We start from the raw sequence: 17488 nt of genomic DNA on the forward strand, positions 1-17488 counted from the left end.
GTCAAATCCGAACACGAAGGATCTTTCCCAGACGCGGCAAGGGTGGGGCAACTAGGTCCGCGAAATCCGCGCCGGATGTGGCCACAAACAGCTCGCTGTCATTCTCGCCGACTTCCACATCATAGGGCTGGTCGCTGAAACTCAGGTTGCGATCAATCTGGCCTTCAGGCGTCACCCGGACAACAGATTTGGGACCGACAAGACTGGCCCAGATGTTTCCGGATGAATCGATCGAGATGCCGTCCGGTCCGCCTTCAGGGAACCGCACCAGCGTCTTGCGGCCTGACAAGGTGCCGTCTTCGTGAACTTCAAGGCGGGTGATTTGCCGGGCATAGGATTCGGCAACGAACAGGATCCTGCGGTCTGCGCTGAGCACCATGCCATTGGGAAAAGCCAGACCATCCGCAGCGATATCACATTGCCCGTCCGGGCGGACGCGGTACAGATTCGACCTGGCAAATTTCTCTCCGGCAGCAGGGTTGAAGCCATATTCCCCGACAAAGGCGGTGCCGTCGGGCAGGCTGATCAGGTCGTTGATCGGGGCGTCATGAAATTGTGACAGGTCGGCATGATGCGTTCCGTCGGGGCCGATGATTTCGCGTTGTGTCTTGTCACAAAGGATCAACCGGTCATCTGGCAGCCAGCCGATGCCACCGAATATGGTGTCTTGTTCCCGATGCAAAACTGACGTTTGCCCCGGCACGATGGACATCAGCTTGCCGGCATACATGTCAACAAACCAGAGCCTCCCCTGACGCCAGCGCAGGCATTCGGGAAAGACCAGATCGTCGAAAATCAGTTCCGTCTCGATTTCATTCATCACTTGACTCTGCACCAGTTTATGTCGGACGTCGATGTCTTGTTTGAGAAAGAGGAAAAATGTCCAAACCCCAATTGCGGATCATGATCACTGGCGGTGCCGGCGGCATAGCGGAGGCTGTGTTGCAGCAGCTGGGTGCCCGGTTTGCCGGGGCGGTCGGATTGATCGATATCGATGCCGATGGTCTGGACCGGTTGCAGGCGGAGCATATGAATGAAGATCTGTCCGTGATTCCATTCGCGCTGGACCTGCGCGAACGGGAGGCTTTGCAATCAGCGGTAGAGGAATTCTCCCACCATCATGGCGGACTCGATATTCTCTTCGCCAATGCCGGCGTGATGACCGGGGCGGGGCCGTTTGAGGTGGAAGATCCGGACGCGATTGACCGGTCAGTCGATCTCAATTTCCGGGCGGTCGCCGCTTCCGTTCAGATCGCCTGGCCGCATTTGTCGCAAGGGGGAGGCCAGGTCATCGTGAACGCATCGGGTGCAGGCCTGAACCCGTTGCCGTCTGATGTCATCTATTCCGCTTCGAAAGCGGCGGCGATCATGTTTGCCCGGGCCAGTGCGCTGCGGGCACCGGAAACCGGGATCCGTTTCAATGTCGTTTGTCCCGGAGTAGTGGACACGCCAATACTCAATGACTCCCGGACCGGAAAGTGGCGGGATGAAGTCCACGGTTTCGCCGAACATTTCGAACTGATTCAGCCAGCGGAAATTGCCGATGCTGTTCTCGGCCTGATATCGAACGGGGAGGCGAATGGCGAGGTGTTGGACATTCGCAACCGGCGAAAGACTTGACGGCAGGGTCTATATAGGACTTACTTGTCCGATATAGAATCAGGAGACATGCCATGGCTGCACAGAAAGATATCTACGCCGAAAGTACCAGCGGTGTCCTGAAAGACGAGGATATCGAAGCGGCGCGCCTGCTGCTTGGCCACAACCAGGCACATATTTTCCCCGAATATCATACCCAGGCAGAGACCGACTCGATCCGCAATTTCGCGACGTCCTACGGAGACAATAACCCGCTGCATTGCGACGCAGATTATGCTGCCGGGACGCGCTGGGAAGGGCAGGTCGCCCCGGCGATCATGGCGGCGGTTATCAACAAACCCCTGAAGGGCGACCGAATCCCGCAAGATATCCGGGCGAAGACAAAGGGTCTGTTCAAAGGGCTTCATACATTTGTCAGCGGCTCCAACTGGACCTGGTACAACCGCATCCGGCCCGGAGATGCGATCTACAGCTATGTCGGGGACGAGGGTCTGGAGGTCAAGGAATCCGAATTTGCCGGACGTACGCTCGTCCGGACCCGGCGAGATGTGAAATTCAACCAGCGCGGCGAAGTGGTGGCTGTTTACCGGACCATCTACATCAATGCCGAGCGCAAGGCCGCGAAAAAGAAGAAAAAATACACCATCGAGCCGGCCAGCTGGACCAAAGAGCAGATCGCCGAAATCGACGCAGCTTACGCGGCCGAACAGCGTCGCGGCGGGGAACCGCGATATTGGGAAGATGTCCAGGTAGGGGATGCCATTGATCCGATACAAAAGGGGCCTTTGACCGCAACCGAAGTCATGGTGTTCCACGCCGGCGGCTATGCCTGGAACCCGCAATTTGGCCGGCTGGCAGCCTCGCGTGTTGCCTCTCTGGACCGGGTGAAAGGGCCGCAGGCCTATGTGCCCAACCAGGCCGGTGTCCCGGACAGTGCCTATCGGGTCCACTGGGACAATGACTGGGCGCAGGCCATCGGGGTGCCAGCCGCTTATGATTATGGCGTGATGCGCGAATGCTGGATGCACCATGCCGTTTCCGACTGGATGGGAGATGATGCCGTGATCCTCCATCAGGAGGATACCGTGCGCAAGTTCAACTATCTCGGAGATCTGCAAACCGTCACCGGGGAGATCACCGACAAACGCATGGAAGGGGATCAGGCCCTCGTGGACATCAAGGTCAAGTGCACCAGCCAGCGCGATGAGGATACCGCATTTGGCGAATTTGTTGTGGCCTTGCCGAGCCGGGAAAATGGGGAGGCCGGTTATGCCGCTGTTCCGTCGGAACTGTCGGAACGTGCCGAGGAAATGCTGGCCCGCCATCATGAGCTCAGTGCCGAATGACAGGGCCGGCAACCATGCTCGATGGCATCCGGGTGGTCGAACTTGGCGTCTGGGTTGCCGGTCCGGCCGCGGGCGCGATGCTGGCGGACTGGGGCGCCGATGTGATCAAGGTGGAACCCCCGGCCGGGGATCCTCAGCGCGGCGTATTTCGCGCCCTGGGACTGAAGGACGGACGAGTTCCGCCATTCGAGCAGGATAACCGGGGCAAGCGGAGCCTGGTGCTGGACCTGCGTTCCGAAGCGGAACTGGAAACATTCCATAAACTTTTGGAAACAGCTGATATTTTCATATCCAACATGCGACCGACGGCACTCGAAAAATATGGCCTGGACGGCGCCAGTGTCCGGTCGCGGCATCCACATCTCATATTCGGCCGGATCACGGGATATGGATCGGAAGGTCCGGATGTGAACCGGGCCGGATATGATGTCGGCGGCTTCTGGTCGCGGGCCGGTGTACCGACGCGCATCGTCACGCCGGATACTCCTCCGCCCAACATACCGCCTGGTTTTGGCGATCACATGACGGCCGTTTCGCTGGTATCCGGTTTGATGGCCGCTCTGTTCCGGCGCGAACGATCAGGCGAGGGGGCTGTCGTGGATACCTCGCTGCTGCGCACCGGTATCTATGGCCTAAGTGCCGATTTTTCGATGCAGATGTTCTTTGGCAAACTGATGCCGCGGACAACGCGGGAGGAAGCCGAGGCGCCGCTGGTCAATTGTTACAAGACTCGGGATGGCAAGTGGATCTGGATGCTGGCGGTGGAATCGACCAGGCATTGGCCAAACCTGCTCAAGGCGCTGGACCGGGAAGACTGGGGAAAAAGCGCGGAGTTCTCGTCGGCTAAAGAGCGTTATCGAAACAAGATAGCACTGGTGGCCGCGATAGATGCCGAGACGGTGAAATATGATCGCGAGGAATTGGGCCGACGATTTGATGCACATGACGTCTGGTGGGCGCCGGTGCAGACCGTCGATGAGGTGGTTGCTGACCCTCAGGCCGTCGCCGCTGGTGCCTTTATCGACATACCGGGTGGTCATGGTGAAGACAATATTCGCGGTGTTGCGAATCCCGTGTCCTTCAATGACAATCCTGTTCAGGCACGGGGATCTGCACCCGGCATCGGCGAACATAGTGATGCGCTGCGCAACGAGTTGGACCAAACGCGCGAATAGTACGGACGCGCTCCGCATTCTTCAGCTGTCAGGCGGGAGACTTGCCGGCATTCAATCCGAACAGAATGAGGTCACACATGGAATCGGCCATTTGCATCGGCTGAATGGCCGTGTCGGTGGGCAGCCATTTGGGAATCCAGCCGAAAGCTCCACCGCAAATATGGGTGAGAAGCCGTGTTTCGTAGGGCTTCATATGGCCTTGCTCCACACCCCGGTCGAGCAGCCTGGCGACGGTTTTGTTCTGCTCGTTCGCGCGCCGGTGCAATCGGTCGAGCACGTCTTTGGGCAACGCCTCGAAACCGGGCTGTGGCATCAACGGTGCCAGATCACCGGTTTGCGCCTGAATATTGAGATGTGCGTTGATCATGCCGGCTTCCAGGCCATTGTCCCCGCTTTGCTCAGACAATTCGATAAACTTGTCATACAGTTCAAATGAGCGTTCATAACAACTCGAAACCAGATCATTCTTGTCTTCCAGATAGTGATAGACGGCGCCTTTGGTCAGACCCATGACCGCCGCGATCTCATCAAGCGATGTCGCCTCTATCCCGTTCCGGTTGAATAGACGAGAGGCGGTTGCGAGCAATTGGGTTATCTTGAAGCTCGAAGATTCCTTTCTGTCGAAAATATTGTCCAGTTTCGGCTGAAACATGTCGACCGAGAAGTGACAACGGAAGTTGAATGACCGGTCTGTTGAAATGCCCTGATCAAGCAGATTGATCATCGCGTCCGATGTACGTCGCCGTAGCTCGGCACCGTGCTGCTCGTTCGACCAGTTGGGAAGCAATTGAGACCATGCAAGCATTCCGACTATTGCGTGCACGACAATCTCGCTGTTGCAGTGACGAATGCTGCCATCATCAAATCCCTGCTCAATAAAATGCTTCAAACTCTTGATATTGCGGTCATTTGCTGCATGAATGATCTTCGCCTTGTCCGGCTCGAGCGAGTCTATCTCGCTCAGAACAGCTACTGGCGCCCGATCGGGTGCGAGCGACAGCCGGACATATTCGAGGACGCGATCCAGCCCGGATTCTGCTTCGCTGGCGGTGGCCAGATCTTCGGCTGCTACATCGCAGGTGCGGGAATAGCACTGGAAAACCAGTTCGCTGCGGTTGTTCACATAATAGTAGATTGTCGCGCGGGCGAGATCGAGAACATCGGCAATGACGGCAATACTGGTGGCCGAGATGCCCCGCGCGTTGAACAGGGCGGTTGCTCCATTGATCAGTTCTTCTTTCTTGGCGGCCCGCTTGCTGGGACGGCCACGTTTTTTGGGTTTTGCCTCTGCGGAATCGATTGACTGCGGGTCGTTCTTGCCGACCGGAACGGGATTGCCCGACTTGCTCGACGACTGGTCAAATACATTCACGCCATTGCCCTAGCTTTCTTTTTTGAGCCGCTCTTCGCGCAGCTTTGACCGCCTTACCTTGCCAGCCGTATCGCGTAAAGCATGGTCGACAAACTCATAGCTGCGCGGTCTCTTGTAAGCCACCAGCCGTGTTGCGACAAATTCTTTCAAGTCTTGTTCCGCAAGTGCCTTTCCGGGTTCAATGATCGCGTGAATGGTTGCTCCGAGGTCATCGTTCGGCAGTCCGATTACGGCACAGGATTTGACTTCGGAATGCTCCTCAAGGACTCCTTCAATTTCTGCAGGATAGACATTGGATCCGCCAACAAGGATCATGTCCGAACGGCGATCGGCAAGGTAAAGAAATCCGTCTTCATCAAAATGCCCCATGTCGCCAAGTGTCTGCCAGCCGTCCCTGGATTCCACTTCCGCTCCGACATAGCGATAGGTCTCGCCTCTTTCCGGGTCGGGGCGCATGTAGACTTCCCCGATCGTCCCAGGCGGTGCTTCCTTGCCATCATCGTCAAGAATCTTGATTTCGCCAGCAAACACGCGTCCTACCGAGCCACGATGCGCTAGCCATTCGGTGCCGGTGATCACCGTGCCCGCCATGCCTTCGGTTGCGGCGTAGAGTTCCCAGATGACATCGCCACCCAGCCAGTTGATCCAGGCTTCCTTGAGCCAGGCAGGGCAGGGCGCGGCGAGGTGCCAGACGGTCTTCAGTGACGACACGTCATATTGCGCCTTGATCTCGTCTTCCAGTCGCCAGATCCGGCCCATCATTGTCGGGACCAGATAGATCCAGCTGGCCTTGTGTCTGGCGACATTGGCCAGCACCGCCTCGGCATCGAAGCGGGGCATGATCACCATGTGCGCACCAGCCGTGACGGCCGCTATCGCTGTGACAAACGGGGCGTTATGATAGAGCGGGCCCGGCATGATGGCGACATCGTCCGCCGTGATGCGCCATCCGGCGGCAGTTTCGAATTCGCACCAGGCGGGTGCGGTGGCCAATATCAGCTTTGGCCGTCCTGTTGACCCCCCGGATGTCGGCGCTTTCCAGCAGGATGTCACAAGTTCAGGCAGTGCACTGTCGTCGTCCTGACTGTCCCGAAGTTCAACATAGGAAACCGTCTCCGGTTCAATTTCGATATCGTCATTGGCGATGACAATTTTTGATCCGGCCAGCGCGATGATTTCCTCGATTTCCGGTCGAGGGAGGCGCGAGGACACCGGTTGCGGTGTGGCTCCTGCTTTCCAGCAGGCGAAACAGCTTTCGATGAAATCCAGGCCGTTGGGCAGCGCGATGGTGACCATGTCATCCAGTTGCACGCCGCGAGCGATCAGCGCTCTGGCGGCCCGGTTTGTCCTCCGGTCGAGTTCTTCCCAGGTTACGCTTTCATTGTGGTCGGAAAGCGCCAGCGCATCCGGCTTGTTGGAGCGGTGGTGGGCCAGCAATCTCGCAAGAGACAGCTGATCGGTCATTGCACGCACTCGAAAATCTTCTCGCAGAGCAAGGCATCGCGAGGATCGCCTACCGTGCTGTCACCCATCTGGTTCAGGACATAGCCGATCCCGACGCCATGGCCGATATCCAGGCAGCCGAAGGATCCGCCCCAGCCGGAATGACCAACGGTTGTGTCATGTGGGCCGTACATGTTCATGATGTTGCCAGACATGCCTTGCCGCCACATGGCGGGCTGGCCCAGCAATATGTCCACACGGTCTGTCTGCAGTTCGCACATGGCCTCGACCGTTTCAGGTTGCATCAGGGTAACGCAGTCCAGTGTGCCGCCATTGGCCGCAGCGCCATACAGGCGCGCCAAACCCATCGCCGTTGCATGCCCGTTCCCGGCCGGAATTTGCGCGGCTCGCCAGGCGCGCTGGTTGGGCAAGGTCGGTTCCATATCGGGGTTGGTGACGGCAATGACCGCTTCGGGTGGCGCAGCGGCCGGATCAGATTGCAGGGGTGGTTGAAGCGGGGACGGAATCAGCGAAGAAACACGATGTTCCTCGCTTTCCGGCAGGCCAATATAGACATCGGCATTCATCGGGCCCGCCAGGCTCTCGGCCAGATAATCACCGGGAAGCAAGCCCGTTGCGCGGCGGATAAGTTCGCCGGCAAGAAACCCGTAGGTCATCGCATGATAAGAATTCTTGGTGCCCGGTTCCCACATCGGGGCCTGCTTCTCGAGGCGTCCGATAACTGTATCCCAGTCATAAAATTCCTCCAGTGTCGTTGGTTCTTCAATGCCGGGCAGACCAGCCTGGTGGGACATGAGCTGCGAGACGGTGGTCTTTTCCTTGCCGTTGCAGCCATATTCCGGCCAGTAGTCAGAGACCAGCGCATCATAATCCAGCTTGCCCTGATCGACGAGAGTGGCGACTTCCAGAGCCGCGACTCCCTTGGTGGCGGACCAGATATTGACCAGCGTGTCCTTGGTCCACGGTATGGTGCGCTCTGCATCGCGCCAGCCGGCGTGCAGATCGACGACCAGCTCGCCCTTGACATAGACTGCGAGCGAGGAACCCAGTTCCCGATAGGCGTCATCCCGTTCAAAATTATGCGCGAATGCATCTTTCACACTCTCAAAGCCAGGCTTTGCAAATCCGTGAATTTCGGTGGCCATCTGTCTCTCCATCGCTGTTTGCGCGCCGGGAATTTCTGTGTCCGCATGCGTCACTGGACTTCTTGGTAACGCGGCAAATTGATTCAATCAACAGTAATATCGATAAACATACCTTAATGTCGAATAAATATTGACAGTCATGCAATCCGCTCTAGGATCGGGCCGCAAAGAAGCCGATTCCGGGAATTACGTCCGAAATATTCGGGCGGATTATCGGGAAACAGGTGAGCCATTTATGGGGAGCGGGAGGAAATTTTCCCAGTGATGTCAATATGATGAAGCCGGAGTTTTCCACCGATCTGTCAGGTCAGGTCGCGCTTGTCACCGGTGCCACGTCGGGCCTCGGTTGGCGTTTCGCCGAAGTTTTGGCGCAAAGCGGCGCAAAGGTTGCGTTGTCCGGCCGCCGGACAGCGCGACTGGAAGAGCTCGCTGCCTCCATTGCAGATCTGGGCGGAACGGCGGAACCGGTACCGCTGGATGTGTCCAGTCCGTCCAGCTTCCCCGAAGCCGTTGATGCAATTGAAGCAGAGCTGGGTCCGATCACCATTCTGGTGAACAATGCCGGCGTCCCGGACGCACAATATGCGACCGCCATGTCCCTCGGAAAAATCAACCAGGTCATCGACACAAATTTTCGCGGAGCCTTCGCGCTTTCCACAGAGGTTGCGCGGCGCATGATTGCCGCCGGAACAGCGGGCAAGATGGTCAATATCGCATCGATGACCGCATTCGAATATCACGAAAACAATGCGGCATCGCTCTATGCCATGACCAAGAGCGCCATTGTCAGAATGACCGAAACGCTCGCCGTCGAGTGGTCCAAGTTCCACATCAACGTCAACGCCATCGCCCCGGGCCTGTTTGAATCCGAAATGACATCCGGAATGCTGGAGCGGATGAGCGATGCGGTTGTCGAGCAATTCCCGCGCAAACGTATTTGTCGCCCGCACCAGCTGGACAGCGCGTTGCTGTTTCTTGTCTCACCATCATCGGATGCCGTGACGGGTACGATTGTCAAAGTGGATGATGGTCAGGGCGGACGCTGAGGAGAGTAAAAATGAGTGAGCTAGTCATCAGGGAAGACCGGGACGGTTGCGCGACGCTGACCCTGAATCGGCCGGAAAAGCTGAATGCACTGACCATCGCCCTGTTCCAGCAACTGGATGCGCATGTCGAGGCGATCAGATCCGATCCCGGGATTGGCGTTGTGGTGCTGCGTGGCGGCGGCAAGTGTTTTTCCGCCGGTCATGATCTGGCGGACATTTACGAAGGCGAAGAGCCGCCCGAGCCCAATCTGCAATCGCTGGTCATCCAGAAGCTGGCCGATCTCCCGCAGCCAGTGATTACGGCGGTTCACGGTCATTGCTATACAGGCGGTCTGGAACTGGCACTTGTCGGCGATATCATTGTCGCATCGGAAAATGCCAAGTTCGCCGACACGCATGCGCGCTGGGCGCTGACCCCGGTCTGGGGCATTTCCCAGAGATTACCCCGCCGTGTCGGCCTCCCCAAAGCGAAAGAGATGATGTTTACTTGCCGCACGATCGAAGGGCCGGAAGCCGCGGAAATCGGCCTGGCAAACATGTGTGTTCCGGATGCGCAGTTTGAAGATCAGATCCAGGCGCTGACCGCACAAATACTGGAGAATAGCTGGTTCAGTCACCGGGCAAATAAAAAGCTTCTCCTCGAAACGGACGGCATGTCGATGCAGGCGGGGCTGGCATATGAGAGTTATAACACCGAGGGCGGGGGGCCGGACGCCTATGAACGCATGGCAAGGTTCACGAAGAAATAATGAGCAGCTTCCTCCAGTTTGAATATTCCGAGGAGCAGTTGATGCTCCAGGAAATGGTTCGCAAATATTTGGCTGCAGAGTGCAACATCGAACAGGTGCGCGACGTTCTGGAGGGGCGGAAATCCTATGCCACCGAACTCTGGAGCGGGCTGGCAGAAATGGGTTGCCTCGGTGCGGCGATTTCGGAGGAAGAAGGCGGCAGCGGGTTCGGTTATGTTGAACTCTGTATCATCGCGGAGGAACTGGGCCGTGTCCTCGCTCCCGTTCCTTCGGTCTCCAGTCTTTATCTGTTTGCCGAGATCATCAAGGATCATGGTTCGGTTGAACAAAGAGCGGCTTTGCTGAGCCCGCTTTGCCAGGGAAAACTGATTGGATCGCTCGCGCATCTTGAGCTGGATACAAATGGACGTGGCAAAAGCATTCAAGCCACATGCGATGGAGGCAAGCTTTCCGGCTCCAAGGATCTTGTGGCCGACGGTTCCCTTGCCGACAGGCTGCTGGTTTTGGCCAGAGATGAAGCCGGGGAATCGCTTTATCTGGTGAATGCCAGACAGAAGGGCGTGTCTGCCGAAGACATGGCGTCCATTGACCCGACGCGGCGAGTGGCCCGGATCCGGTTTGCGGATGTTCCCGCCGAGCTGGTGGGGCAGCGGGGCAGCGGCGCATCGATAGTCGAAGATGCGATAGAACACGCAGCGATTTTCAATGCTTGCGAGCAAATTGGGGGAGCGGAACGGGCGCTGGAGCTGGCGTGCGAATATGCCAGTGAGAGAATGGCATTCGGGCGACCGATCGGGTCCTTTCAGGCTGTGAAGCAATTGCTTGCGGACATGTATGCGGAGCTGGCGATTGGCAAGGCCAATTGCCGCTATGCCACCTGGGCGCTGGACAGCAGCAATGGTGACATCAAACCTGCTGCGGCCCGCGCGCAATTGAGCGCTGCCAAAGCCTTCGGGCTCTGTAGCCAGGACAATATCCAGGTGCACGGCGGCACAGGCTTCATGTGGGACAGTGATCCGCATCTTTTCTACCGCCGGGCCCGGCAACTGGGATCGTCTCTCGCTCCGAAAAGCCATTGGGAAAATCTCCTGGTGACGAATATCGGGTTGCCGGAAACGCACAGTTCCGGACCGGCGCATGATGAGTCCAAAGATGACCAGGCCTTTCGGATGGCTGCCCGAGACTGGCTCAAGGACAACGCTCCCTGGCATTTGAAAGAGCGGATTGAACAGTCTTCCGTTGGCGCGCTTGATCTTGGTGAAGACAAGATCGCCGCAGCCAAGGGCTGGCAAAAGAAGAAGTTCGAAGCTGGCTGGGCCTGCCTCCATTGGCCCAAGGAATTTGGCGGCCGTGCCGCTTCGCCCGCGCAACGGATCATCTGGCATCAGGAAGAGGGCGCTTTCGCGAAGCTGGGCAATCTGTTCCACAATGGTCAGACCATGGGGGCACCAACCCTGATGGACTATGCCAGCGAGGACCGGAAGGCCGAAATGCTGCCAAAAATTGCGTCTGGCGAACTGGTCGGGTGCCAGCTTTTTTCGGAACCGGCAGCAGGTTCGGATCTCGCTGGGCTTCGAACCCGGGCCGAAAGGGACGGGGATGTCTGGACGATCAACGGTCAGAAAATCTGGACCAGCTATGGCACGGATGCGGACTGGGGGATCCTGATCGCCCGATCGGATTTTGATGTCGCCAAGCACAAGGGGCTAACGGCTTTTCTTGTCGACATGCATGCTGATGGCATCGAGACCCTGCCGATCAGGCAAATGAACGAACAGAGCGGTTTCGCGGAAGTCTATTTTACGGATCTCAAGATTTCCGATGACAGGAGACTGGGTGACGTTGGCGAAGGCTGGAAGGTGGCGCTGACCATGCTGTCGCACGAGCGGCTGGCCATCGGTCTCGAAATGCCCACCGGTTTCGAAGAATTGCTGGACTATTGCAAATCGCTCGAAACGGATTCGGGCCCCGCGCTCCAGAATCCTCATATTGTTGCAAACCTTGCCGGTTTCGAGACACGGGCAACGGGTCTGCATAATTTCATGCTGGGATCGATGGCCCAATTTGCAAAAGGTATTTTGCCCGGTCCGGAAAACTCCATTGTCAAGCTGGCGGCCGGGCGGATGATGCAGGAGATCGCTGGCTTCGCCATGGATATACAGGAAGAAGCCGGTGTTCTGGCCGGTGCAGATGAGCATTCCTATGCTGGCCGCTTTCAGGGCATGTGGCTGCGTGCGCCGGCGACCCGTATCGAAGGCGGATCGGACCAGATCTTGCGCAACATCATCGCCGAACGCGTGCTTGGCATGCCTCCTGATCTGCGTGCCGACAAGGACATTGCTTTTCGCGATATCGCAACGGCGGCCGCGTCATGATCAACACCATGTTCAAGCAACCGTACTGGTTTCATGCCGCTGCCGAGATTGCGCGGGCCCAGCAGGAGGCGGCGTTTCTGAACTTCGCGGAACCTTTTGTCCGTGGTCGGCCACCTGAAGAACCAGGCCATGTTCTTTTGATCCCCGGATTTCTGGGCAATGATTCCTATACCGCCCGTTTCAGAAACTGGTTGCGATCCAATGGATATGAGACATCCGGGTGGAAACAGGGAACCAATACCGGTCCCGGGGGTGACACATTGCTCCGGCTCAAGGATCAGATCGTTGAAGAATCCGAAAAAGCCGGCGCTGCGGTCAGTCTGATCGGGCATAGTCTCGGCGGCATTTATGCGCGCGAAATGGCAAAAATTCTCCCGAGCCACGTCAAGCAGGTCATCACCGCCGGAACCCCGATAGCCCCCGATCCCGCAAATGGCTTGTCTCCCGTTTCTCGAGTGTTCGAGTCCCTGAATCCGGGCAGTTCCCGGCACTGGGAAAGTCACGCGGATATTTTCGAGGCGCCTCCCGTGCCCACCACTACCCTCTTTTCCTTTTCAGACGGCATCGTGCACTGGCGCCGGTCGATCCAGAAAGACGGGCACAATCAGACCGAGAATATCGCGGTTATGGGCAGCCATACTGGCATGTTATCCAATGCATCGGTCTGGTTCGTCATTGCAGACCGCCTTGCCCAAAATTCGAGCGAATGGCGAGCGTATCGATCGGCGAATCCGATGAAAGGTATACCGTTCAGCAGCCGAAAAGGGACAAAGGACTAGAGCCAAATTCCGGTCGGCTGCCAGCTTCAGCCGGTGAGACAGAGGAGAAAGCAGCATGCAGCAACTCAGCACAATGGATGCGATGTTCGCCTATACCGAAACCAGCAAGTCCCCGATGCATATCGGTCAGTTGCTGATCTATCACCCCTCCACGGCCCCGGGCGGCAAGGTCGGGTTCAAGGACATCCTGCGCTATATTGAAAGCCGCCTCGATGGTGCACGGATATTTCGGCAAAAACTGGTGCGTGTGCCGCTTGATCTGGATCATCCCTATTGGGTTGAGGATGACGATTTCGATCTTGAATATCATGTCCGGCATATCGCGCTGCCGCATCCGGGTGACTGGCGCCAGTTGTGCATTCAGGCGGCTCGCATATACTCCCGGCCACTGGACATGGACCGGCCGCTCTGGGAAATCACGGTGATTGAAGGACTGGACAATGTCGAGGGGTGCGAGAAAGGCAGCTTTGCGATGCTCCACAAACTGCACCATGCGGCCATTGACGGGAAATCGGGGCTGGAATTCTCGCTCGCGCTTCATGATACCGATCCGGACATGAAGCCCCGCAAGTTTGACATGAACTGGGCGCCCGAGCCTGACCCGAATGCTCTGGACCTGTTGCTGCGGGCACAGATCAACAATGTCATCAATCCCATTCGCGGGGTTCAAACACTCGGCAAGCTGTTACCCGTGCCCAGGCGGCTGCTCGATTTCCAGCGCAATTTCAAGAAGCTGGAAGATCATTCGGAGGGTTGCCCGAAAACACGTTTCAACAAGCGGGTCGGTCCGCACCGGGTGCTTGATGCCTGTACGTTTTCCCTCGCCGACATCAAGACCATCCGGACGGTCTTTCCGGGCACGACGGTCAATGATGTGGCGCTCGCTATCATTGGCGGGTCAATGCGTTACTATCTGGAAGACAAGAATGAATTGCCCGACATCAGCCTGAAAGTGGGTGCTCCGGTTTCTGTCCGCACGGAGGAGGAAAAACACAGCGCCGGAAATCAGGTATCGATGATGACTGTCGGTATCGGATCACATATCGCGGATGCTGGTGAACGTCTGACCTATGTTTCCGAGGAAACTGATCGCTCCAAGGCGATGACCGAAGCGATAGGTGCGCGGACGCTGGTCGATCTCAGCAAGGCAATGCCCGCCGGACTGACCGCTGCCGGAGCCAAGGTGGCGATGCGCCTGGGACTGAGTGAAACTTTCAACCCGCAAATCAATACCATCGTCACCAATGTCCCGGGTCCGCAGGTGCAAATGTATTTCGCCGGCGCGCGACTCGATCTCACTTACGGCACGGGTCTGGTGATGGACGGCATCGGACTGTTCCACGCGATCACCAGCTATAATGGCGATATGATCGTCACATTCCTGGCTGATCGGGACATGATGCCGGACCCTGCTTTCTATGCGGGGAATATTTCGCAAAGTTTCAATGATCTGCTGGATGTCGCGAAACGCAGGAACAGAAAATCCAGGGCAAAGGGCAAGAGTGTCAGGGCGAAGCGATAAGGTTGCCGCAAACCGGACAGGCTATTGTCGGCCCTGAGCTGGGGAAATCAGGGGTATCGATTGACCAATTCAATGGCGACAGATCACTGTTTCGTCTTGGAGAAAATCATGTTATTAAGTAGAACATATACGTTCTGTTCAAAAAATTGATAGTCTGGGGAAGGCACATGACCAAATTTGAAATTAACGGCAAACCGGTCGAAGTGGCAGTCGATCCAGCGACACCGATATTGTGGGTGGTGCGAGAGCAACTGGGACTGAATGGTACCAAATTCGGTTGCGGCATTGCGCAATGCGGAGCCTGTACCGTGCATCTGGAAGGCAAGCCCATTCGCAGCTGTTCCACACCTGTTTCCCAGGCGGAAGGCAAATCAGTCAGCACGATAGACGGTCTGAAAGGCGAAGATGGCAAATTGCACAGGGTGCAGCAGGCCTGGATCGAGGCGCAGGTTCCCCAGTGCGGATATTGCCAGTCCGGCCAGATCATGTCCGCGGTCGCACTGCTGGAGAAAAACCCGAATCCCAGCGACGAACAGATTAATGCAGCAATGGCGGGGAATGTCTGCCGCTGCGGCATGTATGGCCGGATCAGGAAAGCTATCAAGATGGCTGCCGGCATTGAAACCAGCGAACACGAAGCGGTGGAGGCGTAACATGGGTAAATGGACAAGACGCGCATTCATTGGTGCCGGAGTTGTCGCTGGCGGCGCACTGGTCGTTGGTGTTGCCATTCGCACGGGCAAGCCGGATGACAGGATTCGTTCGATCGTAGCTGGCGGTGATGGTGAAAATCTGATCAACAGTTTCGTGAAAGTGGACAAAGACAATATCGTCACCGCCGTCGTTCCGCATGCCGAAATGGGGCAGGGCGTGCATTCCACACTCGCGCAGATGCTGGCTGACGAGATGGATGCAGACTGGGAAAAGGTTCGCGTGGTCGAAGCCCCTGCCGAAGGCCACTATGCCTCCAAGGAAATTGGCCGTGAATTTATGGCACCCGATCTGAAAGTGCCCGAGATATTGGAGCCCACCGTAGACGGCGCTTTCCTGTCGCTCATTGGTTCGATGTTCGGTACGATTACCGGTGGCAGTTTTTCCGTCCGCGGGACGGGTCAGCGCGGAATGCGCACGGCTGGTGCTGCGGCCAAGGAAATGCTGGTCGCAGCGGCCGCTGAAAAATGGGGTGTTCCTGCAGGTGAAATTACTGCCGAGAATAGCATGCTTGCCCATGCGGGCAGTGGCAAGAGCGGCTCTTTCGGCGAATTCGCAGAACTTGCGACCGAGCAGGATCTCCCCGTCAGGCCGAAGTTGAAGAAACTGGAAGACTTCAAGTTGATGGGCAAACCCGTGCCTCGCACCGACATTCCAGGCAAAGTTGATGGAACTGCGGTTTTTGGCATTGATGCAAAGGTGCCGGATCAGACACTGACCTATGCTGCGGTCAAAGCTCCACCTGTCGTTGGAGCGAAGATAACGGGTATGGATGCCACAGCTGCAAAAGCGATGCCAGGCGTCCAGCAAATCCTCAACATGGAAGATTTTGTCGCGGTGGTTGCCGACGGGTATTGGCAGGCACAACAGGCCCTCAACACCATCAAGATCGACTATAGCAAGACCGAATCGGATGCCCTGGATCAGGAAGGAATCTTCAAACGTTACGCCGCTGCGCTGGATGAAGCAGGTAGCGACGGCGGTGATGAAGAAACCAGCGCGGGTGATGTGAAAGAAGGCTATGCCGGCGCCGCGAAAAAGCTCACGGCAGAGTATAAAGCTCCCTTCCTGGCCCATGCGACAATGGAACCACAAAACTGCACAGCCTGGGTGCATGATGGCCAGTGTGATATCTGGCAGGGCAGTCAGGTGCCGACCAAAGTTCGCAAATTTGCGGCAGAATTGCTCGACATCCCGGTTGAAAAAGTGAATTTTCAGAACACCTATCTCGGTGGCGGATTTGGTCGCCGGTCAGAGACAGATGCCGTGGAAATGGCTGTCCGAATCTCGAAGGCGACAGGAAATCCGGTCAAGCTCATCTGGTCGCGGGAAGAGGATACCCAGCATGACTGGTATCGCCCGTCGTCGACCAGCCGGTTTGAAGCAGGCCTGGATGAAAATGGCCGGCTGGTGAGCTGGAACAATGTGCACACCCATTTGTTCGACCCGCCCGAGGCGGCGCAGGTGCCTTATTATGCCATACCGAATCACTTGATCCGCAAGGTTGATGTCCCGATGCACTTGCGGTTCGGGCCTTGGCGTTCGGTTGATCACAGTCACAACAGCTGGTTCATTGAGAGCTTCCTCGATGAAGTAGCATTGGAAGCTGGAAAAGACCCGTTAGAACAGCGCCGGGAGCTGTTGAAAGATCAACCCCGGTTCCTTGCGGTTCTGGACAAGGTTGCCGAGATGTCGAACTGGAAGGGAGAACGTCCGGAAGGGACCGGCCTCGGTATCGCCATCGCACCCTCTTTTGGATCAATTGTCGCCCAGGTGGCTGAAGTGGAAATAGCCAGCGGAACGCCAAAGGTCACAAAGGTCTGGTGTTGCGCGGACATCGGCTACGCCATGAACCCTGACAGCGCAGCGGCGCAAATGGAAAGCGCGATCATCTACGGTCTGACAGCGGTCCTATACGGGGAGATTTCAGTCAGGAACGGGGCGGTCGAGCAGAGTAACTTCCACGATTATCAAATGCTCCGAATCAATGAATCTCCGGAGATTGAGGTGGCATTCATCAATGGCGACAGCGAAGGTCTCGGCGGTGCCGGTGAACCAGGCCTGCCCCCGCTTGCCCCGGCGGTAACCAATGCCATCTTCGCTGCAAGCGGCAAGCGGGTCAGGGAACTGCCCTTGTCAAAGCACTCTTTTGGCTAGCCACCTCGAATTCCAATCGGCGGCTGGTCTGGCCTTGCAGTGACTTGA

The 17488-nt window shown here is 57.1% G+C and carries 14 protein-coding genes; 10 read left to right on the forward strand and 4 right to left on the reverse strand.

Annotated features, from left to right (window positions below; all coding sequences use genetic code 11):
• Nucleotide 1: 1 nt before the first annotated feature.
• The gene (locus tag BUQ90_RS07115; protein WP_074204333.1) at nucleotides 2-820 is read right to left on the reverse strand and encodes an SMP-30/gluconolactonase/LRE family protein; all 819 of its coding nucleotides are present in this window, start codon (nucleotides 818-820) and stop codon (nucleotides 2-4) included.
• 59 nt (nucleotides 821-879) lie between these two features.
• Between BUQ90_RS07115 and BUQ90_RS07120 the strand changes: the two genes are divergently transcribed.
• The 3 genes from BUQ90_RS07120 to BUQ90_RS07130 are packed head-to-tail and all read left to right on the forward strand — an operon-like array spanning nucleotide 880 to nucleotide 4120.
• A complete protein-coding gene (locus tag BUQ90_RS07120) occupies nucleotides 880-1620 on the forward strand; it encodes an SDR family oxidoreductase (protein WP_074204334.1) in 741 nt (246 codons plus the stop codon).
• A 53-nt stretch (nucleotides 1621-1673) separates the two neighbouring features.
• Nucleotides 1674-2945 (forward strand): FAS1-like dehydratase domain-containing protein, encoded by a 1272-nt coding sequence (locus BUQ90_RS07125; protein ID WP_074204335.1) that lies wholly within the window; start codon nucleotides 1674-1676, stop codon nucleotides 2943-2945.
• Nucleotides 2942-4120 (forward strand): CaiB/BaiF CoA transferase family protein, encoded by a 1179-nt coding sequence (locus tag BUQ90_RS07130; RefSeq protein WP_074204336.1) that lies wholly within the window; start codon nucleotides 2942-2944, stop codon nucleotides 4118-4120. Before BUQ90_RS07125 ends, BUQ90_RS07130 begins: the two co-directional genes overlap by 4 nt.
• A gap of 28 nt (nucleotides 4121-4148) precedes the next feature.
• On the opposite strand, the gene BUQ90_RS07135 is transcribed toward BUQ90_RS07130, so the two are convergent.
• Genes BUQ90_RS07135 through BUQ90_RS07145 form a run of 3 tightly spaced genes read right to left on the reverse strand, consistent with a single transcriptional unit; the run spans nucleotide 4149 to nucleotide 8101 of the window.
• A complete protein-coding gene (locus tag BUQ90_RS07135) occupies nucleotides 4149-5492 on the reverse strand; it encodes a TetR/AcrR family transcriptional regulator (RefSeq protein ID WP_074204337.1) in 1344 nt (447 codons plus the stop codon).
• Nucleotides 5493-5501: 9 nt separating this feature from the next.
• Nucleotides 5502-6956 (reverse strand): AMP-binding protein, encoded by a 1455-nt coding sequence (locus BUQ90_RS07140; RefSeq protein WP_074204338.1) that lies wholly within the window; start codon nucleotides 6954-6956, stop codon nucleotides 5502-5504.
• A complete protein-coding gene (locus BUQ90_RS07145; RefSeq protein WP_074204339.1) occupies nucleotides 6953-8101 on the reverse strand; it encodes a serine hydrolase domain-containing protein in 1149 nt (382 codons plus the stop codon). Before BUQ90_RS07145 ends, BUQ90_RS07140 begins: the two co-directional genes overlap by 4 nt.
• Before the next feature lie 272 nt (nucleotides 8102-8373).
• Here BUQ90_RS07145 and BUQ90_RS07150 point away from each other — a divergent pair, with 272 nt between their 5' ends.
• The 7 genes from BUQ90_RS07150 (at nucleotide 8374) to BUQ90_RS07190 (ending at nucleotide 17440) form a co-directional block, all read left to right on the forward strand.
• The gene (locus BUQ90_RS07150; protein ID WP_074204340.1) at nucleotides 8374-9147 is read left to right on the forward strand and encodes an SDR family NAD(P)-dependent oxidoreductase; all 774 of its coding nucleotides are present in this window, start codon (nucleotides 8374-8376) and stop codon (nucleotides 9145-9147) included.
• An 11-nt stretch (nucleotides 9148-9158) separates the two neighbouring features.
• Complete coding sequence (locus tag BUQ90_RS07155) at nucleotides 9159-9896, forward strand: enoyl-CoA hydratase/isomerase family protein (RefSeq protein ID WP_074204341.1); 738 nt, start codon at nucleotides 9159-9161, stop codon at nucleotides 9894-9896.
• Entirely contained in the window at nucleotides 9896-12271 is a 2376-nt protein-coding gene (locus BUQ90_RS17780; RefSeq protein WP_204244748.1) for an acyl-CoA dehydrogenase family protein, read from the forward strand. Before BUQ90_RS07155 ends, BUQ90_RS17780 begins: the two co-directional genes overlap by 1 nt.
• Nucleotides 12268-13050 carry an esterase/lipase family protein gene (locus tag BUQ90_RS07175; RefSeq protein WP_074204342.1) on the forward strand — a complete coding sequence of 261 codons (783 nt, stop codon included), beginning with the start codon at nucleotides 12268-12270 and terminating at the stop codon, nucleotides 13048-13050. The genes BUQ90_RS17780 and BUQ90_RS07175 overlap by 4 nt, the downstream gene beginning before the upstream one ends.
• Before the next feature lie 55 nt (nucleotides 13051-13105).
• Nucleotides 13106-14572, forward strand: a complete 1467-nt coding sequence (locus BUQ90_RS07180) for a WS/DGAT/MGAT family O-acyltransferase (protein ID WP_074204343.1) — start codon at nucleotides 13106-13108, stop codon at nucleotides 14570-14572.
• Nucleotides 14573-14739: 167 nt separating this feature from the next.
• Entirely contained in the window at nucleotides 14740-15225 is a 486-nt protein-coding gene (locus tag BUQ90_RS07185; RefSeq protein ID WP_074204344.1) for a (2Fe-2S)-binding protein, read from the forward strand.
• Between the two features lies 1 nt (nucleotide 15226).
• Nucleotides 15227-17440: a xanthine dehydrogenase family protein molybdopterin-binding subunit gene (locus BUQ90_RS07190; protein WP_074204345.1), complete on the forward strand. Its 2214-nt coding sequence runs from the start codon at nucleotides 15227-15229 to the stop codon at nucleotides 17438-17440.
• Nucleotides 17441-17488: the final 48 nt, after the last annotated feature.

Origin of the sequence: Parasphingorhabdus marina DSM 22363, from assembly GCF_900128895.1 — a bacterium.
Lineage (GTDB): Bacteria > Pseudomonadota > Alphaproteobacteria > Sphingomonadales > Sphingomonadaceae > Parasphingorhabdus > Parasphingorhabdus marina.